Origin of the sequence: Silvimonas iriomotensis (genome assembly GCF_014645535.1) — a bacterium.
Lineage (GTDB): Bacteria > Pseudomonadota > Gammaproteobacteria > Burkholderiales > Chitinibacteraceae > Silvimonas > Silvimonas iriomotensis.
On sequence record NZ_BMLX01000001.1, the window covers coordinates 654,052 to 677,860 of the forward strand.

20 protein-coding genes are annotated in these 23,809 nt (G+C 60.0%); 19 read left to right on the forward strand and 1 reads right to left on the reverse strand.

The annotated features are described in order from the left end of the window. Nucleotide 1 precedes the first annotated feature (1 nt). The 13 genes from IEX57_RS02945 to pgsA all read left to right on the forward strand — a co-directional run bounded on the left by IEX57_RS02945 (nt 2) and on the right by pgsA (nt 16,175). Nucleotides 2–418: a sugar 3,4-ketoisomerase gene (locus IEX57_RS02945; protein ID WP_188702134.1), complete on the forward strand. Its 417-nt coding sequence runs from the start codon at nt 2–4 to the stop codon at nt 416–418. After that, nucleotides 415–1,527, forward strand: coding sequence for a DegT/DnrJ/EryC1/StrS family aminotransferase (locus IEX57_RS02950; RefSeq protein ID WP_229708638.1), 1,113 nt, complete (start codon nt 415–417; stop codon nt 1,525–1,527). The genes IEX57_RS02945 and IEX57_RS02950 overlap by 4 nt, the downstream gene beginning before the upstream one ends. Then, entirely contained in the window at nt 1,527–6,086 is a 4,560-nt protein-coding gene (locus IEX57_RS02955; RefSeq protein ID WP_188702136.1) for a glycosyltransferase, read from the forward strand. Before IEX57_RS02950 ends, IEX57_RS02955 begins: the two co-directional genes overlap by 1 nt. A 296-nt stretch (nt 6,087–6,382) precedes the next feature. After that, nucleotides 6,383–8,005, forward strand: coding sequence for a flagellin N-terminal helical domain-containing protein (locus IEX57_RS21325; protein ID WP_188702138.1), 1,623 nt, complete (start codon nt 6,383–6,385; stop codon nt 8,003–8,005). A 92-nt stretch (nt 8,006–8,097) separates the two neighbouring features. Continuing rightward, nucleotides 8,098–8,487: a flagellar protein FlaG gene (locus IEX57_RS02965; protein WP_188702140.1), complete on the forward strand. Its 390-nt coding sequence runs from the start codon at nt 8,098–8,100 to the stop codon at nt 8,485–8,487. A 145-nt stretch (nt 8,488–8,632) separates the two neighbouring features. Next, complete coding sequence (fliD, locus tag IEX57_RS02970; protein WP_188702141.1) at nt 8,633–10,759, forward strand: flagellar filament capping protein FliD; 2,127 nt, start codon at nt 8,633–8,635, stop codon at nt 10,757–10,759. A 65-nt stretch (nt 10,760–10,824) separates the two neighbouring features. Next, a complete protein-coding gene (fliS, locus tag IEX57_RS02975; RefSeq protein ID WP_188702143.1) occupies nt 10,825–11,310 on the forward strand; it encodes a flagellar export chaperone FliS in 486 nt (161 codons plus the stop codon). 1 nt (nt 11,311) lies between these two features. Then, a complete protein-coding gene (fliT, locus tag IEX57_RS02980; protein WP_188702144.1) occupies nt 11,312–11,617 on the forward strand; it encodes a flagellar protein FliT in 306 nt (101 codons plus the stop codon). A gap of 105 nt (nt 11,618–11,722) precedes the next feature. Beyond that, nucleotides 11,723–12,085 (forward strand): DUF2802 domain-containing protein, encoded by a 363-nt coding sequence (locus tag IEX57_RS02985; RefSeq protein ID WP_188702146.1) that lies wholly within the window; start codon nt 11,723–11,725, stop codon nt 12,083–12,085. Between the two features lie 3 nt (nt 12,086–12,088). After that, complete coding sequence (gene fliK, locus IEX57_RS02990) at nt 12,089–13,213, forward strand: flagellar hook-length control protein FliK (RefSeq protein ID WP_188702148.1); 1,125 nt, start codon at nt 12,089–12,091, stop codon at nt 13,211–13,213. Further along, on the forward strand, nt 13,203–13,571 hold the full coding sequence (locus IEX57_RS02995) for an EscU/YscU/HrcU family type III secretion system export apparatus switch protein (RefSeq protein ID WP_188702150.1): 369 nt from the start codon (nt 13,203–13,205) through the stop codon (nt 13,569–13,571). Before fliK ends, IEX57_RS02995 begins: the two co-directional genes overlap by 11 nt. A gap of 66 nt (nt 13,572–13,637) precedes the next feature. After that, on the forward strand, nt 13,638–15,488 hold the full coding sequence (uvrC, locus tag IEX57_RS03000) for an excinuclease ABC subunit UvrC (protein WP_188702153.1): 1,851 nt from the start codon (nt 13,638–13,640) through the stop codon (nt 15,486–15,488). Nucleotides 15,489–15,605: 117 nt separating this feature from the next. Continuing rightward, nucleotides 15,606–16,175, forward strand: a complete 570-nt coding sequence (gene pgsA / locus IEX57_RS03005) for a CDP-diacylglycerol--glycerol-3-phosphate 3-phosphatidyltransferase (protein ID WP_188702154.1) — start codon at nt 15,606–15,608, stop codon at nt 16,173–16,175. Nucleotides 16,176–16,185: 10 nt separating this feature from the next. Here pgsA and IEX57_RS03010 read toward each other — a convergent pair whose 3' ends face one another. Further along, the gene (locus IEX57_RS03010) at nt 16,186–17,040 is read right to left on the reverse strand and encodes an HD domain-containing phosphohydrolase (protein ID WP_188702156.1); all 855 of its coding nucleotides are present in this window, start codon (nt 17,038–17,040) and stop codon (nt 16,186–16,188) included. A 158-nt stretch (nt 17,041–17,198) separates the two neighbouring features. Here IEX57_RS03010 and aroF point away from each other — a divergent pair, with 158 nt between their 5' ends. The 6 genes from aroF to rpsA all read left to right on the forward strand — a co-directional run bounded on the left by aroF (nt 17,199) and on the right by rpsA (nt 23,809). Then, nucleotides 17,199–18,215: a 3-deoxy-7-phosphoheptulonate synthase gene (gene aroF / locus IEX57_RS03015; RefSeq protein ID WP_188702159.1), complete on the forward strand. Its 1,017-nt coding sequence runs from the start codon at nt 17,199–17,201 to the stop codon at nt 18,213–18,215. A 194-nt stretch (nt 18,216–18,409) separates the two neighbouring features. After that, complete coding sequence (locus tag IEX57_RS03020; RefSeq protein ID WP_188702161.1) at nt 18,410–19,126, forward strand: META and DUF4377 domain-containing protein; 717 nt, start codon at nt 18,410–18,412, stop codon at nt 19,124–19,126. Nucleotides 19,127–19,229: 103 nt separating this feature from the next. Next, nucleotides 19,230–20,102 (forward strand): prephenate dehydrogenase, encoded by an 873-nt coding sequence (locus IEX57_RS03025; protein ID WP_188702163.1) that lies wholly within the window; start codon nt 19,230–19,232, stop codon nt 20,100–20,102. Between the two features lie 141 nt (nt 20,103–20,243). After that, nucleotides 20,244–21,233, forward strand: coding sequence for an L-glyceraldehyde 3-phosphate reductase (gene mgrA / locus IEX57_RS03030; RefSeq protein ID WP_188702165.1), 990 nt, complete (start codon nt 20,244–20,246; stop codon nt 21,231–21,233). Further along, nucleotides 21,233–21,904, forward strand: coding sequence for a (d)CMP kinase (gene cmk / locus IEX57_RS03035; RefSeq protein WP_188702168.1), 672 nt, complete (start codon nt 21,233–21,235; stop codon nt 21,902–21,904). Before mgrA ends, cmk begins: the two co-directional genes overlap by 1 nt. Before the next feature lie 195 nt (nt 21,905–22,099). Next, complete coding sequence (gene rpsA, locus IEX57_RS03040; protein ID WP_188702170.1) at nt 22,100–23,809, forward strand: 30S ribosomal protein S1; 1,710 nt, start codon at nt 22,100–22,102, stop codon at nt 23,807–23,809.

The following is a 23,809-nucleotide window of genomic DNA, read 5'->3' on the forward strand; positions in this document are numbered from 1 at the left end:
TATGTCTCTGCAGCATGTAAAAATTATCGATCTGCCCCGTGTGCTGGACCCGCGCGGCAATCTGACCTTTATTGAGGCGGGCAATCATGTGCCGTTTGATATCCAGCGCGTGTACTACCTTTACGACGTTCCCGGCGGCGCCCACCGTGGCGGACATGCCCATAAAACGCTGCAGCAATTGATCATTGCCATGTCGGGCAGCTTTGACATCACGCTGGACGATGGCAATACCAAATTCAAATATCATTTGAATCGCTCTTATTACGGTCTTTATGTGCCGCCAATGATGTGGCGCGAGATTGATAATTTTTCCTCCGGTTCGGTGTGCATGGTGCTGGCATCGGCCCATTTTGACGAGGCGGATTATTATCGTGAATACAGTGACTTTGCCTCAGCAATAAGGATTGCCCGGCCGTGAGCATCCCGTTTCTTGATCTGCGCGCAATTAATGGCCGGATGCACGATGAAATCCAGGCGGCCATCTCAAGAGTGCTTGAGGCCGGCTGGTATATTCACGGTAAAGAAGTCACCGCGTTTGAACAGCAGTTTGCGACGTGGTGCGGTGGTGGCGAGGTGGTCGGGGTCGGCAACGGGCTGGATGCGCTGGTGCTGGCCTTGCGCGCCGCCGGTATTGGCCCGGGCGATGAAGTCATCGTGCCGGCGCACACTTTTATTGCGACCTGGCTTGCAGTTTCTGCTGTCGGGGCAACCCCGGTGGCGGTCGATGTCCATGTCGATACCTACAATCTGGACGCGTCGCTGATCGAGGCCGCGCTGACTGCCCGTACCCGTGCCATTCTGGTGGTGCATCTGTACGGCCAGCTGGCGGACATGGACGCCATTTGCGCGCTGGCCCAGACGCACACAATTGCGGTGATTGAAGACGCCGCGCAAGCCCATGGCGCAGAACTGCACGGCAAGCCGGCAGGGGCCTGGGGGCTGGCGGGCTGTTTCAGCTTTTACCCTGGCAAGAACCTGGGCGCGCTGGGCGATGCGGGCGCGGTGGTCACGCGTGACGCGGGGCTGGCGCGCCAGATCCGTTTGCTGGGCAATTACGGATCGCAAAAGCGCTACGAACACGAGGTGCTGGGGACCAACTCCAGACTGGACGAAATGCAGGCCGCCATCCTGCAAGTGCGCCTGGCACACCTGGCGGCACACAACGCACAGCGTAGCGAACTGGCGGCCCGCTACCTGACGCGTCTAGCAGCCGTTCCCCAGCTGGGTTTGCCGGCAGTGCGGGACGGCATGAAGCCGGTCTGGCATTTGTTTGTGGTGCGCACCACGGCGCGTGCCGCGCTGCAGGCCTGGTTGCAGCAGCACGAGGTGCAAACGCTGGTGCATTACCCGTGCCCGCCGCATTTGCAGCCGGCTTATCAGGGCCGGATTGCGCCGGGTGCGCCCGTGCCGGTGACTGAACAGCTGGCAGACCAGGTGCTGAGTTTGCCAATGGGGCCGCATTTATCTTTGTCGCAGATTGATCGGGTTTGCGATTTGATCATCCAATTTTTTGCCGGGCAATCTTGATGGCTTCTCTTCCGCTGGTCAGCGTTTTTATTCCTTCATATAACTATCGCCGGTTTATTGGCGATGCGATTGAATCGATCCTGGCGCAATCATGGACCAACTGGGAACTGATCATCGTCGACGATGCATCGGTCGATGGCAGCCAGCAGCTGATTGAAACCTATCGGCAGCGTTTCCCCGACAAGATCAAAGCCGTTTTTCTGGAAAAGAACGTCGGGCAGGCCCAGTGCGCCAATACCGGTCTGAAGCTGTGTACGGGCAAGTATGTCTCTTTGCTGGCCGCCGATGACGTGGCCACGCCGTTGCGGCTGGAGCAGGGCGTGAAGCTGCTGGAGACGCACCCGGATGTGATGGTGGCGTTTTCCAAAGTGGAGTACATCGACGCGGAAAACCGCCCGCTGGAGTCCGATCTGCCCTTTAACGACCCGTTCCGGTCCATCCGCGAGCGCTTGTTGTTCGGCAACTTCCTGTGCGCGACCTCCGTGGTGGCGCGGGCCGAGGCGTTTCGCAAAACCGAAGGGGTGAACCCGCTGCTGACCACGGTAGAAGACTACTACCTGTGGGTGCGTCTGCTGGCCGACCACGAAGTCGTGCGGGTGGACGATATCTGGGTCAAGTATCGCCTGCATGGCAGCAACCTCAGTATCAACGCGCCGGATCGCGTGCGCCTGAGCGCCATGTATGAAACCACGGCCACGATCCTGGCGGCGATCGAACAATGGCCGCTGGAAAAAATCTTTGACGTCGGTACGCCCGCGGAAAAAAACACCCCGGTCGGGCGGGCCAAACGCGCCAAAGCCTTGCTGGAGCTCTCGCACCATTTGCTGGGGGTGGATGAGCGCCACTTTGGCGGCCCGTTCATGTGTACCGGCAAAGCGTATTCGCTGATGCTGCAAGCGGTGGATGCCGACCCGGCCGTCGCGGGGCTTGATGGCCTGCGCCAGCGCATCTATCAGGCACTGGGCGATACCACGCGCGCGCAGGGCGAACCGTCCATTTTTGTGAAGGACTGGTACCAGAACCGGATTGCGCCGGCGCAAGCGCAGCCGGCGGTGGCGCAAAGTGCAGCGCAGCCTGTAGCGCAACCGGCAGCACAAAACGCGCCGGTCGCTGTGGCACCGCGCCGGCTGGCTGTGGTCTGCCATCTTTATTATCTGGAAGTCTGGCCGGAAATCGAGCTGGCGCTGAATCGCATTGATCAACCGTTCACGCTGCTGGTGTCCACACCGGACGAGCAATTGCTGGCGGTTACCGAACTGGTCCACGCCCGTTTCCCGGCGGCCCGGATTTACCCGGTGAAGAACCGCGGGCGCGATATCGCACCGCTCTTCAAGTTGCTGGAATACGAACGGCTGGAAGAGTTCGACGCGGTCCTGAAGATCCACACCAAAAAATCGTTGCACCTGGCCCCGGGCTTTGGCGATCTGTGGCGGGCGAACCTGCTCAATGGTCTGGTGCCAGAGCAAGGTGTCGGCCCGATCATGGCCTGGTTTGACGCGCATCCGGGCATCGGCATGCTGGCGCCGGCCAACAATCTGCTCAACGCGTTCGAGATGTCTGGCCGCAAGCGCGAGAACCTGCCGGGCATGCACGAATGGGCACAACGCATTGGCGTTGATCCGCAAGGATTCAACTATGAATTTGCGGCCGGCAGCATGTACTGGGTGCGCGGCGCATTCTTTGCCGCACTGCGCCGGATTGCACTGAAGCTGGACGATTTTGAAGAAGAGGCGGGTCAGCTGGATGGCACGCTGGCCCACGTGTTTGAACGTCTGATGCCGCTGGTGTTGAAGTCTGTCGGCCTGAGTTTGGGCAGAGTGCCCGGCCCGAATGACAAGCTGCCGGACCCGGCGGTGCCTGAGCAAGCGGCCAGCGTACCCGTCGTGGTCGCCAACCCGTATGAAACCTGGCTGCACGCACGCAATCTTTCGCTGGCCGAAGCCCGCATGATTGACACTCGGGTTGATCAGCTACCGCAGCAGACCGCCCGTTTTTACCTGATTGATCGCACCGGCAATCTGCCGGCCATTTCTGAGACGCTCAGCACGCTGGGTCAGCAGTATTTCAAAGGCAAGCAGGTCAGCATTGTGTCGCCGCTGACCGACCCGGACCCGCAAAGCGGCATTGCCTGGTTGCAAAGCGCTGACGGCTACGTGGCCGCCATGGCCGAGGTCGCCGGTGTGCCGTCGGACTGGGTTGGCTTTGTCGAGGCGGGTGACCGGCTGACGCTGGACGGTTTGCTGCTGGGCCTGTTGCAGGCGGCAGAACAGCCGCAATGGCAGGCCATTTACTGGGATGACGACTGGATTGATGACCAAGGCAAGCCAGACTCGCCGCGCATGAAGCCGGATTTCAGCCCGGACCTGATGCGCGCCATGCCTTATGCCGATGGTCTGCTGCTGGTACGGCACAGCACCTTGTGCGCGGTGCTGGCCGCCGGTCCGCTTGAAGCCGGGGCGGAACAGGTTGACCTGCTGTTGCGCGTGTATGAACAGTTTGGCGAAAAAGCCATTGGCCACATCCCCAAGATCGGCAGCCATCTGGCGCGCCTGCCGTGGCGGGCTCTGGAAGATCACGGGCGCTCGGCGGCGTTTGCACGGGCGGTGCGCAATCACCTGGGCCGCCTGGCGTGCCCGGCCAATTTGTCTGAAGGGTTGATTCCTGGCACGTTGCACGTGCAGTACCAGCACAGCACTGCACCGCTGGTGAGCATTATCGTGCCGACCAAGGATCAGTTCGGCATGTTGTCGCGCTGTGTGGAAAGCGTGCTTGGCCGCACGCGTTACCCCAATTTTGAATTGCTGATTGTTGATAACAACACGTCCGCGCCGGATGCAGTGGCATTCCTCAACGGGCTGGAGCAAATGGCCAACCCGCGCATCCGGGTGATCCGCTATCCGCATCCGTTCAATTTTTCGGCGATCAACAACCACGCCGTGGAACTGGCGCACGGCGAATACGTGGTGATGCTCAACAACGATACAGCCATTGTCCAGGACAACTGGCTGGATGAAATGATGGCGCATGCGCAGCGCCCGGAAGTCGGGGCTGTGGGCGCACGTCTGCTGTATCCGGACGGCAAGATTCAGCACGCGGGCGTGGTGCTGGGTCTGCGCGGGCCGGCCGACCACCCATTCATTGGCATGGCCAGGGACGAGCGCGGTTACATGAACCGCCTGCAGGTAACGCAGAACTACTCGGTGGTTACGGCGGCGTGTCTGGTGATCCGCAAGTCTATCTACCGCGATCTGGGCGGCATGGACGAGCACGATTTCAAAGTCTCGTACAACGACGTTGATCTGTGTCTGAAGGTGCGGGAAGCGGGCTATCTGATTGTCTGGACACCGTTTGCATCAGTGCTGCATGAGGGCAGCGTCAGCCAGACCCAGGTCGATGCCACCGCGCAAGAAGCCAAGCGCAAGCGCTTCCAGGGCGAGCAGGACGCCATGTACCGCAAGTGGATGCGGCAGATTGGTCATGACCCGTACTACAACCGCAATCTGCTGGCACATGGCAACGGTTTTGAACTGGAGCAGCGCCGTCTTGTGTCGTTCGAGCCGATCTCCTGGAAGCCACCGATGCGCGCGCTGGTGCATCCGGCCGACCAGATGGGTTGCGGTCACTACCGCATGATCCAGCCGTTTCTGGCGCTGGAAGCAGCGCAGATGGTGGCGGGTGGTTTGACCAACGAGCTAATGGCACCGGTTGATCTGGCGCGGGTGGATGCCGATGTGCTGGTGTTCCAGCGGCAAATCACGGATGAACAGATTGATTTTCTGGCGCGGGCGCACAAGTTCTCGGGCGCTTATTGTATTTATGAGCTGGATGACTATCTGCCCAACCTGCCGCTCAAGAGCGCTCACCGCGATCACATGCCCAGGGACGTGCTCAAGCAATTAAGACGGGCGCTGCAGCATGTAGACCGCTTTGTGGTCTCGACCCAGCGTCTGGCCGAGCAATACGCCGACCTGCACGACAATTTCCTGGTCGTGAACAACTATCTGCCGGAGTCCTGGTGGAGCCATCTGCCAGAGCGGCGAAACGAATACCCGCGCCCGCGCGTGGGCTGGGCCGGCGGGATCAGCCACACTGGCGATCTGGAGTTGCTGGAAGGCGTGGTGCGCGAACTGGCAGGCGAGGTCGACTGGGTGTTCTTTGGCATGTGCCCGGACAAACTGCGCCCGTATATCAAAGAGTTGCATGAAGGCGTGCCGATTGCGCAATACCCGCTCAAGCTGGCCAGCCTGGAGCTTGATCTGGCGCTGGCACCGCTGGAGTTCAACGAGTTCAACGAGAGCAAGAGTAATCTGCGCTTGCTGGAATACGGCATCTGCGGTTTCCCGGTGATCTGTACCGATATTGAGCCGTACAAGGTGGATTTGCCGGTGACGCGCGTGCGCAATCGCCACAAGGACTGGATCGACGGCATCCGCATGCATTTGTCTGATCTGGACGAGACGCGCCGGCGGGGCGAGGCATTGCGCCTGGCGGTGAAAACCGACTGGATGCTCAATGGCAAAAATCTGGAGACATGGCGTAAGGCTTGGTCTCCCGATTAACGGCAGGCTGATACAAATCACAGTATCCGACAGGAACGGCGCGCTTCACGGCTCGCCGTTTTTTTTGCCCGCCAATCTGCAAATGGCCTGTGAATGCGGGCTCCAGCGGGGAAGGGGGATGAACGGCAGGAGGGGTATAGCAGAAATTTCTTATACTTTCCGAATGCGTCAGAAATTTCCGGAAAAATTTTTCAAAATTTCCCTAAAGTTATTTTCAGGCCCTCCGATAAACAGTCCAAGGACGCGGTGATGCGTCTGAACGTTGAACGCAAAACCCCCTATCGAGGAGCTACCAAATGTCTTTGGTTCTCAATACAAACGTAGCGTCGCTGCAGGCTCAGCAAAACCTGGGCAAGTCCCAGGACGCATTGAATACGTCGCTGGAACGCCTGTCGTCCGGTCTGCGTATCAATAGCGCCAAGGATGACGCCGCCGGCCTCGCGATCTCCGATCGCATGACGTCGCAAATCAACGGCATGAATCAGGCATCCCGCAATGCTAACGACGGCGTTTCGCTGTCGCAGACTGCGGAAGGTGCTCTGGGCCAGATGAGCGACATGATGCAATCCATCCGCCAACTGGCCGTTCAGTCCGGCAACGCGACGAACTCCACGTCCGACCGCCAGGCCCTGAACGCTCAAGTTAACCAACTGGTGTCCGAACTGGACCGTACCGCTCAAACTACCCAGTTTAACGGTCAGAACCTGTTCGACGGCAGCTTCACTGCTGCAACCTATCAAGTTGGTGCCAACGCCAACCAGACCATCACTGCAACCATGGGCAACTTCCGTACTTCCCAGTACGGTACGTTCCAGATGGGTGGCGGTAACGGTACTGGCCAACTGGCTTACACCAACGAAGTGACCGGTTCGACTGAAGGCGCAATCGGTGGCACCGCCACTGTGGCCGTGACCGGCGCTGTGGTGACCTCCAGCGGTACCATGTCCATCAACGGCAAGTCGGTTTCGGTTTCCGGTACTGACCAGGCTTCTGATGTGGCCGCCAAGATCAACGCTGCCAACACCGGCGTAACCGCAACTGCTTCGACTGAAGTTGATCTGTCGTTCGGTTCGGGTTCTTACTCGCTGGCTGTTGCTTCGAACAACAACACCTACGCTTCGGTGTCGTTCAGCGTGACCTCGTCTGTTTCGGGTCAGGCTCCGACGGCGTCCGACTACAACCAGGCTGTGACTGCGTTCAACAACGCACAATCGCAAACCGGCGTTGTGGCCCAACTGGCAACCTTCACCGACTCCAGCGGTGCCGTGACTTACGGTATCAAGCTGACCAACAACTCTGGTGCCAACATCCAGATGACGTCGGCCAGCGGTGTGTCCAGCGGCTTCGGTGGTACTGTGACCCAGTACAACTACGACACGACCAACTCGACCGGTTCGGCCCAGTACACTTCGGGTTCCGCTATCCAGTCGGCTGCAGGTTCGGGTAGCTTCACCTTCGGTGGTCAGGTTGTACTGAACTCCGCCAGCTCGTACTCCATCACCACCAGTGGTGCCGGTTTCGCCAGCGGTGTGTTCACCGGTCTGAACTCCACGGGTACCGCCTCTTACGGCCTGTCCTCCGGCTCGACCATGACTTCTTCGCTGAAGACCGTGCAAAGCCTGGATGTCTCGACCGTTGACGGTGCAACGCAAGCCCTGCGTATCGCTGACGATGCACAATCGTACATCGACAGCCAGCGCGCTCAACTGGGTGCTCTGCAAAACCGCTTCACTTCGACCATCTCCAACCTGTCGACCACGGTGACCAACCTGTCGGCAGCCAAGAGCCGGATTGAAGATACCGACTTCGCCTCGGAAACCGCCAACCTGACGCAATCGCAGATTCTGCAACAGGCCGGTACCGCGATGCTGTCGCAAGCCAACCAGCTGCCGCAAAGCATCTTGAGCCTGCTGAAGTAATCGGGCGCAAGACGTCTCAGGTAGTATGGAGGCATGATGCCCCGGCCGGTTCAAACCGTGCCGGGGCGTTTTTCCGTTCAAGGAGATAACTCATGCAAGTGCAGTTGACTCAATCTCTCACGGCGTTGTCGCCGACCACCGGCCAGTCCGGCAGTCAGACCCAGACAGCGGCGCAGACCGGTTCCGTCACCCAGAACGGCAACGTTGGCTCCAGCAACAACAGCAACGATGGCAAGAACGGGCAGCAAGCCGATGCGACCCAGGTCAATGACGCAGTCGGCAAGCTCAACGAAGCGGTCAAGAATTACCCGAACGGCAGCAGTCTGCAGTTCTCGGTAGACCCGGATAGCCAGACCCACATCGTCAAGGTGATCGATTCGCAAACCAAAGACGTGATCCGGCAGATTCCCAGCGAGCAGGCCATTGCCATTGCCAAGGCCATCGGACAATTTGAAGGCTTGCTGATTAAAGATAAAGCCTGAACGGCCGATATCACTGGATAGAGGCGGCGAACTTGCCGCAGGCCGTTCTGTCCGATTTGTAATGCGGGCGCCCTCGATACATTGATCGTCAGCCAGTTGGCATAACTGACTGGTATGATGGGGGCACGCACGCCAGGAGTTACCCATGACCTCGAGCATTTCTCCCACCCCTACGCCGACGCCTACACCGACGCCGACGCCCACACCGACTGCATCGCCCACGCCGAGCAGCAGTATTTCCGGTGGTCTGAGCAGTAGCAGCGGGTTGGGGGCGATTACCTCCATGGGTGTCGGCTCCGGCATTGACGTCTCCGGCATCATTTCGCAGTTGATGCAGGTTGAGCAGCAACCGTTGCTGGCCTTGCAAAAGCAGGAAGCCAGCTACGACGCGCAGTTGTCTGCACTGGGTACCCTGCAAGGCGCACTGACCGATTTCCAGAGCACGCTGACCGCGCTGTCTGACCCGACCAAGCTGCAGTTGTCGACGGCAACGCTGGCCAATACCTCGGTGGGCACGGCGACGGCGACCAACTCTGCACAGCAGGGCACGCACTCGCTGATCGTCAGCCAGCTGGCACAAAACCAGGTGATTGCCTCGGCGGACGTCAGCAGCCCGAACAACCCGGTCGGGACAGGTTCGCTGACCATTTCGTTTGGCTCTTACAGCGATTCCGGCGGTTTTTCGGCCAATGCCACGCAACAATCGATCACGGTCAATATCGACTCGACCAACAACAACCTGTTTGGTCTGCGTGACGCCATCAACGCGGCCAAGGGCGGTGTAACGGCCAGCGTGATCAACGACGGCAACGGTTTCCGTCTGGCGTTGTCGTCCAACACGTCGGGCGCGGTCAACGGCATGAAGATCACGGCCACGGGCGCCAATGGCGACACCGGCCTGAACGCCTTCACCTATGATCCGGCCTCGACCACCAACAGCATGTCGGTGACGCAAAAGGCGCAAGATGCCCAGTTCAGCCTGGACGGGATCAACATCTCCAAGCCGACCAATACCATCAACGACGTGCTCTCCGGCGTGACGTTGAACCTGACCGGCACCAACACCGACGCCACCACGCTGACCATTGGCACCGATACCACCTCGCTGGTGAAGAACGTGCAGGCCATGGTCGATGGCTACAACAGTTTCATGTCGCAGCTCTCCAGCCTGACGGGCTACGACACCACCACGCAAACGGCCGGCATTCTGAACGGCCAGTATTCGCTCAATTCGATCAAGACCCAGTTGCGCAGCGTGTTCAACAAGGCGCTGGGCGGCAGCAATGCCTACCAGAGCCTGTTCGACGTCGGCGTCGGTTTTGACGATAAGGGCAACATGACGCTGGATCAGGACAAACTGACCTCGTCCGCGCAGTCCAATCCGCAGGCGATTGCCACGCTGTTTGCATCGGGCACCTCGGTCAGCAAGCCAGGTTCGGTGACGGTGGTTTCCACCAGCTCCACGCTGACCAAGGCCGGCACCTACGCCATCAACGTGACCAGCCCGGCCAAGCAAGGTACGGTGACGTCTGGCTCCGGCCTGACTTTCCCGCTGACCATTGGTGCCGATAACGATTTCTTCACCGCCGCCATCGACGGTGTGCAATCGGGCACGGTGAAGCTCACGGACGGGACCACCTATAACAACGGCAACGATCTGGCCGCAGCCATCCAGACCGCCCTGAACAATGACTCGGCGATCAAGGCGGCTGGCGTGTCGGCCAACGTCTCGTTTGCCAATGGCGCGCTGCAGTTTTCCTCCGCGTCTTATGGTTCGACCTCCAGCATCCAGGTCACCACGGCGGCGACTGGCGGTACCAGTGATCCGGCTTTCCTCTCTGTAACGAACAAGAACACCGGGACGGATGCCGTAGCCACCATTGGCGGCGTGCCTGCCACAGCCACGGGTAACGTGCTGGTCGGCACGGGAGATGCAGCGGGCATGATTATCAGCCTGGCTCCCGGATCGACCGGTGACATGGGTTCGGTCACCTATAGCCAGGGTTTTTCCTATAATCTGAACCAGGCCATCAGCAATATGGTCTCGACCAAGGCCAGCGATAACGGCCTGTTCAAAGGTGTGACCGATAGCATTAACGCCAGCATTACGCGCCTGCAATCGCAAGAAAGCGAGATGCAGACCCGTCTGGCGCAGGTTCAAGCCAATTATGTGCAGCAGTTCACGGCGATGGACACCACCGTGGGTACGTTGAAGAACACCAGTAGTTACCTGACCACCCAACTGGCGAACCTGCCGAAGATCAGCAGCTAAGCGGGCAGGGCAGCGCCGCCGGGTTTGTCCCGGCGGGTGGTTGTGGTTAGATTTGGAGATGTGGCATGAGTTATGCCGTCAAGAAAGCGCTGGCGTCGTATGGCCAGAACAGTGTGGATATGGCCGTGGCATCGGCCAGCCCGCTCAAACTGGTCGTCATGTTGTACGAAGGCGCGATCAAGGCCGTCGGGCTGGCAAAGCACCATATGCAGGCCGGCAACATTGCCGACAAGGGCCAGTCGATCAGCAAGGCCATTGCGATCATCGACGAAGGCCTGCGCCAGTCGCTGGACGTGGAAAAAGGCGGTGAGCTGGGCAAGAATCTGGATGCCTTGTACGAGCACATGGTTGCCCAGTTGTTCAAAGCCAACATCGAGAACAACGTGCAGATTCTCGATCACGTGAACAAATTGCTGATCGATCTGAAATCAGCCTGGGACACCATCGAACAGAACAGCCGTGGCACCACCGTAACACCGCCGCCGCCTGCCACGCCCGCCCCGGGTGACGACGCCGCCAATCGCAGCGCACTGAGTTATGGTCGCGCCTGATATGCAGGCAGTCTATGGTGAAATGGAAGCGTGCTGCGCGCGGATGCTGTTGAGTGCGCAATCGAAAGACTGGGATGATTTTCTGCAGACCGCGGGCCGGTTCAACGAGATCAGCAACACGCTGGGTGATGTAGACTGGCAGGGCATGCAGCAAGACCAGCGCGAGACACTGGCGATGCTGATGCGTACTGCGCAGGCGCAGATCGACGCGATTGTTCCGCTGGCCATGGCGCGGCGGCAAGAATTGGTGGGTTCGATCCGTAGCCTGCAAACGGGCGACAAAATGCGGCGCATGTACGGTAGTTAACCGGCGTGTCGCCGGTTTTAACTGTGACAGAGGCGGCACGTGAACGGCATCCTGATTACCTGGCCACAACTACTGTATGCAGGGCTCGCGCTCCTGGTTTTTTATGTGGCCGAGCTTTTGTTGTTTTTACGCAAAGCCAATTCGCCCCATCATCTTTCCCGCCAGACCCAGCAGCGGATTGAAACCATGTCCGGTGAAATGGCCGCTTTGCGCCAGGAGCTTGAACTCCTGAAAGTGCGTCTGGCTGCCAACAGCATGCAGCAGGCCTGGGCGGTTGAACACCACGGCGATGCTGGCGTGGCCGATACCACCGCCGTTGCCCAGCCCCTGACCGAAACCCCATACGCCCACGCTATTCGTCTTGCCCGCACGGGTGCGGATTCTGCCGCCGTGGCGCAGCAATGCGGTATCTCGCGCGGTGAGGCTGATCTGATCGTGGCGCTGTATCGCGCCGAAGGATTGCGCTGACTCATGCTGCCCGGTAACGCAATCGTCACCCTGCAGGCGCTCCTCCTCAACAATTCCACACAAACGCCAGAGGCCCGGCCGGATCTTGGCGCACTGTTCACGCAAGGCGAGCAAGTTTCCGCCACGGTGATGGGCGCGCTGGGTAACGGCCGCTTTGCGGTCCAGATCAACAACCAGTTGCTGGACCTCAACCTGCCGGCGGGGGCCACCGCCGGTGAAAAACTCGATCTGACCGTGCTGGCCAACCGGCCGACGCTGACTTTTGCGTTGTCGAGCGCGACCTCGCCCGATTATCACCCGGGTGTGTCGACCGAGTTCTCCAATGGCGCCCGGTATCTGTCTGATCTGCTCAATGCGGGCAACAACAAGGCAGGCACGACCGCACAAACGGCACAAACCAGCGCGGCTGCACCGTTGTTTGAAGGCGCGCCCAACGCGGCAGACCTGGCCGGCAAACTGGCGCAAACCCTGGATCAATCCGGCCTGTTTTATGAGTCGCACCAGGCCCAGTGGGTGGATGGCCAGCGCAGCCTGCAAACGCTGCAGCAAGAGCCGCAAGCCCGCCTGGCGCAGCAAGCCTCAACCCAGACCGCCGCGGCGACGGACAGCAAAACCGCCTCGACCCTGATCAAGGATTTGACCAGCCAGGATGTGGCCAGCATGAAAGCGGCCAGCACGGCGGCAGGCAACCGGCCCGATTTGTCTGGTGCCAACATGAATCACCTTACCGGTACGCCAGATCAGCAAGCGGCGCTGGCCGGTCTTGTGCAACGGCAACTGGATGCCATCGACCGCCAGGCCATTCTGTGGCAAGGCCAGGCGTGGCCAGGCCAGCAAATGCAATGGAGCGTGCAGGCTGATGACCAGGGCCGCAATGCGGCCTACGCGGATCCGGCCGACCGGCAATGGCGCACCACGCTGAATCTGGATATGCCGCACCTGGGCCACGTGGCGATCAGCGCCGTGCTGTATCAGGGCCAGTTCAACCTGCAATTCAAGGCCTCGCCCGAGGCCATCAAGGAATTGCAGTCGGCCCAGTCCGCGCTGGATAACCAGTTTGAAGGCGCCGGGCTGGAGCTGGCTTCGGTCGCCTTTGCCAGCGTGAAGGAGCCCGCCGATGGCCAGTAAGCCTGACGCCCGCGCGCGCGCCGTGGCGCTGGCGTATACCGAGGGTTCCACGCCGCGGGTGGTGGCGACGGGCAAGGGGCTGGTAGCCCAGGCCATCATTGAAAAAGCCCGCGAGGCCGGCGTGTTCGTGCACCAGTCGCCCGAACTGGTCTCGTTGTTGTCGCAGCTTGATCTGGATGACCATATCCCGGCCTCGCTGTACCGCGCGGTTGCCGAATTGCTGGCCTTTGTGTATCTGGTCGAGCAGGGTAATGATGTGGCCGCGCCGGTTTTTTCTTTGCCGCCGCCTGAAGCCCCGGCCGAGACAGCGTCGGCTGCGGCCTCTGGCGAGCCGGCCGATATCGCCCGGCAACCCTGATCAGTCCGCATCCATCTGCGCCAGTCGTTGCTAGAATGGCGTCTTGTTTTTGTTTCAATGACCCCTATGTCCGATCCCGCAATCAATCCTGAAAGCCTGGAAGCGCGCAGCGAGCGCCTGCTGGCCGTCGTCAAGGCGCTGCCCAATCTGCCTGGCGTATACCGCATGCTGGCGCAGGACGGCACAGTGCTTTACGTCGGCAAGGCCATCAGTCTGAAGCGGCGGGTGGGGTCTTATTTCCAGAAGAACGACCACAGCCCGCGTATCAAGCTGATGCTCACCCAGGTGGACCGGATTGAAACCACGGTGGTGCGCTCTGAAGCCGAAGCGCTGGTGCTGGAAAACAACCTGATCAAGGCGCTGGGCCCGCGTTACAACATCCTGTTTCGCGATGACAAGAGTTACCCCTATCTGGTCGTGACCGGGCACAAAAGCCCGCGACTGGCCTATTACCGGGGCACGCTGGACAAGCGCAACCAGTATTTCGGGCCGTTTCCGAACGGTTATGTGGTGAAAGAAAGCATCCAGATGCTGCAGAAAGTGTTCAAGCTGCGCACCTGTGAAGACAGCGTGTACGCCAACCGCTCGCGCCCCTGTTTGCTGTACCAGATCAAGCGCTGTTCGGCGCCCTGTGTGGATCACATTTCGGCCGAAGACTACCGGCGCGATGTGCATAACGCGGTGCTGTTTCTCAACGGTCAGGCCAACGCTTTGCTGAAAGAGCTGGAAGCCCGCATGGCGGCCGCGTCGGAAGCGTGGAATTTTGAAGAAGCCGCCAGCGTGCGCGACCAGATCCAGGCGCTGGCGCGTATCCAGGAAAAACAGTTTGTTTCCAGCAATACCAGCGAACTGGATGCCGACATTGTCGCGGCCGTGGTCAAGGATGGCGCGGTCTGCCTGAACCTGGCCATGGTGCGCGGTGGCCGCCATGTGGGCGACAAGAACCTGTTCCCCAGCAACGCGGCCGATTACGACGATGCCGAAGCGCTGGAAGCCTTCCTCGCCCAGCATTATCTGGATCGCAACGTGCCGCCGGTGGTGATCTGTACGCCGCCGCCGGCCAATGCCGAAGTGCTGACCCAGTTGCTGAGCGATCAGGCTGGCCGCAAGGTGGCGATCAACAGCAATCCCAATGGCGAGCGCCGTGTGTGGCTGGAGATGGCGCGCAAGAATGCCGAACTGGCCATCACCCAGCGCAATACCCATTCGGCCAGCCAGGCCGGACGCCTGCAAGCGCTGATCGAGGCACTGGATTTGCCCGATGAAACCCAGCGCATTGAATGCTTTGATATCTCCCACACCATGGGCGAGGCGACGGTGGCGTCGTGCGTGGTATTTGATGATGGCGATATCCAGCCCGGCCAGTATCGGCGCTACAACATCACCGGCATTACCGGTGGGGATGATTACGCTGCCATGCGCCAGGTGTTGACCCGCCGCTACGGCAAAATTGCGGCGGGCGAGGGCAAGGTGCCGGACGTGGTGCTGATCGACGGCGGCAAGGGCCAGCTGGCCATGGCAGAGCAAGTCATGGCAGAAGTCGGCCTGACCCAGCCGATCCTGATTGGCGTGGCCAAGGGCGAAACGCGCAAGGCCGGTCTGGAACAACTGATTTTCGCCACCACGCATGAAAGCGTGCAATTGCCGCGTGATCACGCCGGTTTGCACCTGGTACAGCAGATTCGGGATGAATCGCACCGTTTTGCCATTACCGGCCACCGTGCCAAGCGTGCCAAGGCGCGGGTGGCATCCAGTCTGGAAGAGATTGAAGGCATCGGCCCCAAGCGCCGCCAGAAATTGCTGGCGCGCTTTGGTGGCTTGCAAGGGGTGAAGGCCGCCAGCGTGGATGACCTGATCCAGGTGGAGGGCATCAACCGCGATCTGGCGGAGAAAATCTACGGGGCACTGCGCGGGTAAGCGTGTTGCTTTGCCGCCTGCAATCTGGCGGCAACGGCGGGGCGAAAGCGTAAGGTTTCGCCCCGAAAGCCGCGCACCTGTTAGAATGCTGACTTTTATGCGATCTGGCCATCCGCAATGCCTTTCAACTTGCCGATTTTCCTGACCTGGTTACGTGTTGCAGCCATTCCGGTATTTGTCGGTTTGTTCTATCTGCCTGATTCGGTCATCTCCATGCCCATGAAGAACATGACCGGGGCGATCATCTTTGCGGTGGCAGCGCTGACAGACTGGTTTGACGGCTTCCTGGCCCGTCGCTGGAACCAGACCTCTTCCTTTGGCGCGTTTCTTGATCCGGTGGCTGACAAACTCATGGTCGCCGCCGCGTTGATCCTGCTGGTCGAGTTGATGCGTGCGCCGTCCTGGCTGGCGGTGATCATCATCGGCCGTGAAATCACCATTTCTGCCCTGCGCGAGTGGATGGCCCAACTGGGCAAGTCCAAAAGTGTGGCGGTGGCCTATATCGGCAAGCTGAAAACCACGGCGCAGATGGTCGCCATCTTGCTGCTGCTGTGGCAAAGCAACTTCATTCCCGGCCTGTCTACCCAGGCTGTCGGTACGGCTGCGCTGTATATCGCCGGTCTGCTGACCATTGTGTCGATGTTCTACTACCTGCGCGTCGCCGCAGAACAGTTCCGCAGCGCCTGACGGATTGGCTTTAGCCGCTGACGCGGACTGACTCGCCCAGTGCGGTGCGGATGGTGTGCGCCATGGCGCGCACGAGGTCAGGGTCCAGTTGCAGTGGCGGAGCGCTTTCTTTTTCTGGCAGCGGCACCAGCATCCAGTCTTCATGATTGCCAACCACCTTGATCCGCGTGCGGCAAGCGGGGCAGGCGACGATGTCGCCACTGCGGGTGCGGCGCGGCACCGCAATGATCGGGCCGCAACTGGGGCAACTTTGCAGCCGCACGCCAGGCTCTGAATGGCCGACCACCTCATCAAACACGCCCGTCCGGCCCATTTCAATAAACCGCTCGCCCAGTACGCGGTCAAACTGGGTATCGAGCTTGCTCTGGATGATGTCCAGCGCCGTGTTGATCGGCATGCCCTGGCGATACGGCCGGGTCGATGTCATGGCATCAAACGCGTCCGCAATGCCGACAATGCCGGCCGCCAGCGGAATATCCTCGCCGGCCAGCCCTTGCGGGTAGCCTTTGCCGTCCGGGGTTTCGTGATGCTTGAGCACTGCGTCGATCGCCAGATAAGCCAGCGGATGGTTGCCCAGCAATCGCGCGCCGGTTTCCGGGTGGGTGCGGATGGTGGCGTATTCCTCGTCGGTCAGCGGGCCGGGTTTGTGCAAAATGGCGTCAGGCACGCCAATCTTGCCCAGATCATGCAAAAAGCCGCCCAGCGTGATTTGCGCCACGGCTTCGGGCGGCAAGCCCAGATCCTGCGCCATCAGGTAAGACAATTGGGAAACACGCCACAGATGCCCGCCGGTATAAGGATCACGGGCTTCCACAAGAGAGGCCATGGTGAACAGACTGTTAAGCAGGTGGGCGACAAGATCCATACCGGGGTGGCAGCCTTCTCAAGTTGTTTGTTAAATGTAGATGAACAGCGCTGGTCAGTTGGTCGGCCTTCAAGCGTATTTATGACAACAAAATTGCCTGCTTGCCGAATTACAATCGATCCCCTCGCAAGCAGAACGGCATTGCACGGAAGAAACTGATGATTATCGTAATGAGCACCGGCGCGACTGACGCGCAAATCCAGGGCGTGATTGCCGAAATCCACAAAGCCGGATTGCGTGAGCATCTCTCACGCGGGGCCGAGCTTACCTTGATCGGCGCCATTGGCGATGAAGACAAACTGGATGCAGCGCATCTGGAAATGCTGCCAGGCGTGACGCGCGTCAATCGCATCACCAAGCCCTACAAAATCGTCTCGCGCGATACGCATCCGGCGGGTTCGGTCATCCGTGTGCGGGGCATTCCCATCGGGGGCGAACAAATTCAGGTGATCGGCGGGCCGTGTTCGGTAGAAACGCCGGAACAGATGGCCTTGTCGGCGCAGGCCGTGGCCGATGCCGGCTGCCGCATGATGCGCGGCGGCGCGTTCAAGCCGCGCACCAGCCCGTATACCTTTCAGGGGCTGGGCGTTCAGGGCCTGGACTACCTGCAACAGGCCGCGCGCCAGCATAACCTGCCCATCGTCACTGAACTGATGGACGTGCGCATGCTCGACACCTTCATGGAGTACGACGTTGACGTCATCCAGATTGGCGCGCGCAACATGCAGAACTTTGATCTGCTCAAAGAAGTAGGGCGCGTCAACAAACCGGTCATCCTCAAGCGCGGCCTCTCTGCCACGGTGTCAGAATGGTTGATGTCGGCCGAATACATTGCCGCGGGCGGCAACCACAACATCATCTTTTGCGAGCGTGGCATCCGTACCTTTGAAACGGCCTACCGCAACGTGCTGGATGTCACCGCCATTCCGGTACTCAAGCGCGAAACCCATCTGCCGGTCATCGTTGACCCGAGTCACGCCGGTGGCAAAGCCTGGATGGTGCCGGCGCTGGCGCAAGCTGCGGTCGCCGCCGGTGCGGATGGTCTGCTGATCGAAATGCATCCCAACCCGTGCGAAGCCTGGTGTGATGCCGATCAGGCGCTGGCGCCGGATGAACTCAACAAACTGATGACCACGCTGCGCGCGATTGCAACGGCAGTGGGGCGCAGTTTGTAAGCCGCCACGCGCGATCTACCCGAAGGTGGATGGTCGGGCGGGCGTCGGCGGTGCGTGGCGCTTGGCGCTGAACGCGAATGCCAACAAAACAGCCAGAAAAGCACAATCTCCGGGTAAAATTCCCGCCAACGTCATAAAACCTGCTCGCCTTCCTGTGGTCGCACAGGTTTATCGATAAAAACAGGAGCCATGTCATGCGTATCCGCACTTTCTTCCAGACCGCGTTGCTGGCCGGCATGTTTGCTGCCACCGCCGTAGCCGCGCAGGCCCGCTCGTTGCTGGATGGCGAATATCAGTTGCAATCCTGGCGCGTGGCCGGTCAGACGCAAACGGAACAGGCCAAAAACCCGGTCACGCTGAAGATTGACGGTAACCATGTCAGCGGCTTTTCTGGCTGCAACCGGTTTATGGGGCAGATCCAGACATTGAATGGTCTCAAGATCGGCCCGCTGGCCGGTACCCGCATGGCCTGCCTGGATGCCAGTGTCGGCGTCAAGGAAAGTGACGTTCTCAAACTGCTGGATACCGCCCGCTATTACGAGCTGGATACCGCTGGCCATCTGACCTTCACCACGCCAAACGAAGACTTGCTGGTCTTTGTCCGCACGGATGGCAAAGCACCGGCCGCTGCGGCGGCACCGGCAACCACCGGTGGCGAGAAAGTGATTCAGGTCGCCCCGGACACCGTTACCTGCTCGGCCGGCGCCGGCCAGATGCAGTGCCTGCAAGTGCGCGATTCGGCTGATCAGCCATGGACGCTCTTGTACGGTGGCATTGACGGGTTTACCTGGCAGCAGGGCACCTTGTACACGCTGCGCATCAAGGAAACGCCGGTAGATAACCCGCCGGCCGATGGCTCCAGCATCAAGCGCAGTCTGGTGCGGGTATTGACCACGCTGGTTATCCAGTAACAAGCCTTCATTTCAACGAACGGGCTGCCTGTGGGCGGCCCGCTGTGATCAAACGATCAAACAACAAGCCGGCAAGGCCGAAAACAGGGAACGGGACATCTGCATGAGTGGCGTGCGCAAGCTGGTACTGCTGGGAACGGGTCTGATTGGCGGCTCGTTCGCCCTGGCGCTCAAACGTGCGCGGCTGGTGCAGCACGTCGTCGGCGTCGGCCGCAATGCCACCAATCTGGAGCGCGCACTTGAGCTGAACGTGATCGATGAGGCCTCGCACGATGCCGCAGTGGCAGTGCAGGGGGCTGATCTGGTGCTGCTGGGGACGCCCGTCGGGCAGATGGGCGCCTTGATGCAGGCTATTGGGCCGCACCTGGCACCTGATTGCATCGTGACGGATGGCGGCTCGACCAAGCAGGATGTCGCCGCGCTGTTCCGGCAGCATTTGCCGCAACATCTGCCGTATTGCGTGCCAGGGCATCCGATCGCCGGGTCTGATCTTTCCGGTGCCGCTGCCGCACAATACGGGCTGTTTGAAGGCCGCCGCGTGGTGCTGACGCCCTTTGCCGAGACTGCCCAGAATGCCCTGGAGCAGGTACAGACCTTATGGCAGCAATGTGGCGCCCGGGTGTATACCATGACCCCTGAGCAACACGACGGTATCTTTGCCGCCGTCAGCCATGTGCCCCATCTGCTGGCGTTTGCCTATATGAACGCGGTACTGGCCAAGGCGGATGCGCAACCCTGCCTTGATTTTGCCGCCACGGGTTTCCGTGATTTCACCCGCATTGCGGGCTCTCATCCGGAAATGTGGCGCGATATCGCCGTGGCCAACCGTGAGGCCATTCTTGCCGATCTCAAATCCTGCGCCAGCCAGTTGCAGCACGTTATTGCACTGGTTGAAACAGGCAATACCGAGGGCATGCAAGAGTACTTTGCGACGGCCAGCTGCGCACGTGTTGCCTGGGGTCAGCGTCATAAATAGGCAGAACTGACGCCGTAAGATGGATGGGCCGGTGGAGGCATCGCCGGCAAGAAAACGCCTGCGTGTGCAGGCGCTTTTCGTTGGGGCTACGTGCGGTCACCGCACACCAGAATAAAATCACTGAAAACAGGACACTCTCACATGACTTATGTTGCAAATCCGGCGCGCTATGAGCGCATGCCGTATCGCCGCTGCGGTAAAAGCGGCCTGAAGCTGCCCGCCGTGGCACTGGGCCTGTGGCACAACTTTGGCGACAACAAAGCGTACGACAACTCACGCAAGATGGTGCTGGAATCGTTTGACGCCGGCATCACCCACTTTGATCTGGCCAACAACTACGGTCCGCCCCCGGGCTCGGCAGAATCGACCTTTGGCCGCGTGCTGGCCACTGACCTGAAAGCCTATCGCGACGAACTGATCATCTCGACCAAAGCCGGCTGGCAAATGTGGGACGGCCCGTACGGTGATTTCGGTAGCCGCAAATACCTGATGGCCAGTCTGGATCAGAGCCTGCAGCGCATGGGCCTTGATTATGTGGATATTTTCTATTCGCACCGTCCGGACCCGGAAACCCCGATCGAAGAAACCATGGGCGCGCTGGATGCCATCGTGCGTCAGGGCAAGGCACTGTACGTCGGTATTTCGTCGTACTCGGCCGAACAAACCCGTGAAGCGGCGCGCGTGCTCAAAGAACTGGGCACGCCGTGCCTGATTCACCAGCCGTCGTACTCCATGTTTGATCGCTGGATCGAAGACGGCCTGACTGACGTGCTGAACGAAGAAGGCATTGGTTCGATCGCCTTCTGCCCGCTGGCACAAGGTCTGCTGACCAGCCGTTACCTGAATGGCGTGCCGGCGGATTCGCGCGCGGCCGACAGCGGCAACCCGTTCCTGACCGTGGACAAGGTCGATCTGCGCCTGGCGCAAGTCAAGCAACTGAACGAGATCGCCGTGGCCCGTGGCCAGACCCTGGCGCAAATGTCGCTGGCCTGGGCGCTGCGTACCGTCACCACCGTCATCATTGGCGCCAGCCGCGTCGAGCAGATCCATGAAAACCTGGGTGCTATCGACAACCTGGCGTTCAGCGCTGACGAACTCGCCCGTATCGAAAGCATCCTGGCGGGCAAGTAATGCATAGTTTGCTCGTACCGGTCATCGCAGTAGACGGTCCTTCCGCCTCGGGTAAGGGGACTGTGGCGCAACGCGTCGCCGCAGCCCTCGGGTTTCATTATCTGGATTCAGGCGCGTTGTACCGCCTTGCCGCGCTGGCTGCCGCCCGTGCCGGTGTACCGTGGGATGACGAGGGCGGCGTCGCCAATGTCGCGCAGACGCTGGATGTGAAGTTTGATGGTGAACACATCCTGTTGTGTGGCAGCGAAGTCAGCACCGCCATCCGCACCGAGTCCATCGGCGTGGGCGCCTCCAGAGTGGCCGCGTTGCCCCAGGTACGGGCCGCCTTGCTGGAACGCCAGCGTGCCTTTGCCCACGTCCCCGGCCTTGTGGCCGACGGTCGTGACATGGGCTCGGTGGTGTTTCCGCAGGCACCGCTGAAGGTCTTTCTGACCGCCAGCGCCGAAGTGCGCGCCGAGCGCCGTTACAAGCAATTGCTGGCGCGCGGTGAAGAGGCCGATCTGGCCGCCATCACCGCAGACCTGCATGCCCGCGACGAGCGCGACCGCGCGCGCGCCGTGGCGCCGCTCAAGCAATTGCCGGATGCGCATTTGCTCGATACATCCGCCATGGATATCGACGCCGCCGTGAAGCAGATTCTGGACTGGTGGCAAGCGGCAAATCGTCGCTAAATACTTGATCGGCTTGGCAGAATCCTGTACTATCGCAAGCTCACCGTGGTGGATGACATGACTGTGTCATCCACCACGGTGGTTTTCGCGTTTGCGGAACAACACCTGGCCTGGCGCGCGCAAAGCACGCCGGGTCCGTGATTAACTAACCCCCCTTCGGGCGTCAGCCTGAAGATGCTGGAACCTTTCATTCACATGACCACTGCTACCTTTAACGACTCGATGGAAAGCTTTGCCGCGCTTTTCGAAGAAAGCCTCACGCGCCAGGAAATGCGCGCTGGTGAAGTAATTACCGCAGAAGTCGTCGGTATTGACAATAACTTCGTGACCGTGAACGCCGGTCTGAAGTCGGAATCCCTGATTCCGCTGGAAGAATTCAAGAACGATAACGGCGAAGTCGAAGTCAAGATTGGCGACTTCGTTCCCGTCGCTATCGACAGCCTGGAAAACGGCTACGGCGAAACCAAGCTCTCCCGCGAAAAGGCCAAGCGCCTGGCCGCCTGGATCGAGCTGGAAGACACTCTGGAGAAGGGCCTGGTCATGACCGGCGTGATCTCTGGCAAGGTCAAGGGCGGTCTGACTGTGATGGTCAACGGCCTGCGCGCGTTCCTGCCGGGTTCCCTGGTAGATATCCGCCCGGTCAAGGACACCACCCCGTTCGAAGGCAAGCAAATCGAATTCAAGGTGATCAAGCTCGATCGCAAGCGCAACAACGTGGTTGTTTCGCGTCGCGCCGTGCTGGAAGAGTCCCTGGGCGAAGAGCGTCAGAAGCTCCTCGAAACCCTGCGCGAAGGCGCTGTGGTCAAGGGTATCGTCAAGAACATCACCGACTACGGTGCGTTCGTTGATCTGGGTGGCATCGACGGCCTGCTGCACATCACCGACCTGGCATGGCGTCGTGTGAAGCACCCGTCCGAAGTGCTGGCAGTTGGCGATGAAGTTGAAGCCAAGGTGCTGAAGTTCGATCAAGAGAAGAACCGCGTGTCCCTGGGTCTGAAGCAACTGGGCGAAGATCCGTGGGTTGGCCTGTCCCGTCGCTACCCGCAAGGCACCCGTCTGTTCGGCAAGGTAACCAACCTGACCGACTACGGCGCATTTGTGGAAATCGAACAAGGCATCGAAGGCCTGGTTCACGTGTCCGAAATGGACTGGACCAACAAGAACGTTCATCCGTCCAAGGTTGTTGCTCTGGGCGACGAAGTCGAAGTGATGATCCTGGATATCGACGAAGAGAAGCGTCGTATCAGCCTGGGCATGAAGCAATGCATGGCTAATCCGTGGGATGAGTTCGCTGAAAACTTCAAGAAGGGCGACAAGCTCAAGGGCGCGATCAAGTCGATCACCGACTTCGGCGTGTTCGTTGGTCTGCCGGGCGGCATCGACGGCCTGGTTCACCTGTCCGACCTGTCCTGGAACGTTGCCGGCGAAGAAGCCGTTCGCAACTTCAAGAAGGGCGACGAAGTGGAAGCCGTTGTTCTGTCCATCGACGTGGACAAGGAACGCATCTCCCTGGGCATCAAGCAACTGGAAGGTGATCCGTTCAACAACTACGTTGGTTCCAGCGACAAGGGCGCAATCGTCAAGGGTACTGTGAAGTCCCTGGACGCCAAGGGTGCCGTGATCGGTCTGACCGAAGAAGTTGAAGGCTACCTGCGTGCTACTGAAGTCTCCCGCGATCGCGTGGAAGACATCCGTTCCGTGCTGAAGGAAGGCGACGAAGTCGAAGCCATGATCATCAACGTTGATCGCAAGAACCGTTCGATCAACCTGTCGATCAAGGCCAAGGACATGGGCGACGAGAAGGACGCAATGAGCCGTCTGTCCAATACCGCTGACGCTGGCAATGCCGGCACCACCAGCCTGGGCGCACTGCTGAAGGCCAAGCTGTCCGGTTCCAACGAATAA

Bases quoted from the DNA above. Each gene is read 5' to 3' on its own strand.
- IEX57_RS21325 (WP_188702138.1), top strand. From the start codon at position 6,383: ATGTCTTTGGTTCTCAATACAAACGTAGCGTCGCTGCAGGCTCAGCAA.
- cmk (WP_188702168.1), top strand. From the start codon at position 21,233: ATGCATAGTTTGCTCGTACCGGTCATCGCAGTAGACGGTCCTTCCGCC.
- rpsA (WP_188702170.1), top strand. From the start codon at position 22,100: ATGACCACTGCTACCTTTAACGACTCGATGGAAAGCTTTGCCGCGCTT.
- pgsA (WP_188702154.1), top strand. From the start codon at position 15,606: ATGCCTTTCAACTTGCCGATTTTCCTGACCTGGTTACGTGTTGCAGCC.
- aroF (WP_188702159.1), top strand. From the start codon at position 17,199: ATGATTATCGTAATGAGCACCGGCGCGACTGACGCGCAAATCCAGGGC.
- IEX57_RS02965 (WP_188702140.1), top strand. From the start codon at position 8,098: ATGCAAGTGCAGTTGACTCAATCTCTCACGGCGTTGTCGCCGACCACC.
- IEX57_RS02955 (WP_188702136.1), top strand. From the start codon at position 1,527: ATGGCTTCTCTTCCGCTGGTCAGCGTTTTTATTCCTTCATATAACTAT.
- IEX57_RS02995 (WP_188702150.1), top strand. From the start codon at position 13,203: ATGGCCAGTAAGCCTGACGCCCGCGCGCGCGCCGTGGCGCTGGCGTAT.
- mgrA (WP_188702165.1), top strand. From the start codon at position 20,244: ATGACTTATGTTGCAAATCCGGCGCGCTATGAGCGCATGCCGTATCGC.
- IEX57_RS02945 (WP_188702134.1), top strand. From the start codon at position 2: ATGTCTCTGCAGCATGTAAAAATTATCGATCTGCCCCGTGTGCTGGAC.
- fliT (WP_188702144.1), top strand. From the start codon at position 11,312: ATGCAGGCAGTCTATGGTGAAATGGAAGCGTGCTGCGCGCGGATGCTG.
- fliS (WP_188702143.1), top strand. From the start codon at position 10,825: ATGAGTTATGCCGTCAAGAAAGCGCTGGCGTCGTATGGCCAGAACAGT.
- IEX57_RS03010 (WP_188702156.1), bottom strand. From the start codon at position 17,040: ATGGATCTTGTCGCCCACCTGCTTAACAGTCTGTTCACCATGGCCTCT.
- IEX57_RS03020 (WP_188702161.1), top strand. From the start codon at position 18,410: ATGCGTATCCGCACTTTCTTCCAGACCGCGTTGCTGGCCGGCATGTTT.
- fliD (WP_188702141.1), top strand. From the start codon at position 8,633: ATGACCTCGAGCATTTCTCCCACCCCTACGCCGACGCCTACACCGACG.
- uvrC (WP_188702153.1), top strand. From the start codon at position 13,638: ATGTCCGATCCCGCAATCAATCCTGAAAGCCTGGAAGCGCGCAGCGAG.
- IEX57_RS03025 (WP_188702163.1), top strand. From the start codon at position 19,230: ATGAGTGGCGTGCGCAAGCTGGTACTGCTGGGAACGGGTCTGATTGGC.
- fliK (WP_188702148.1), top strand. From the start codon at position 12,089: ATGCTGCCCGGTAACGCAATCGTCACCCTGCAGGCGCTCCTCCTCAAC.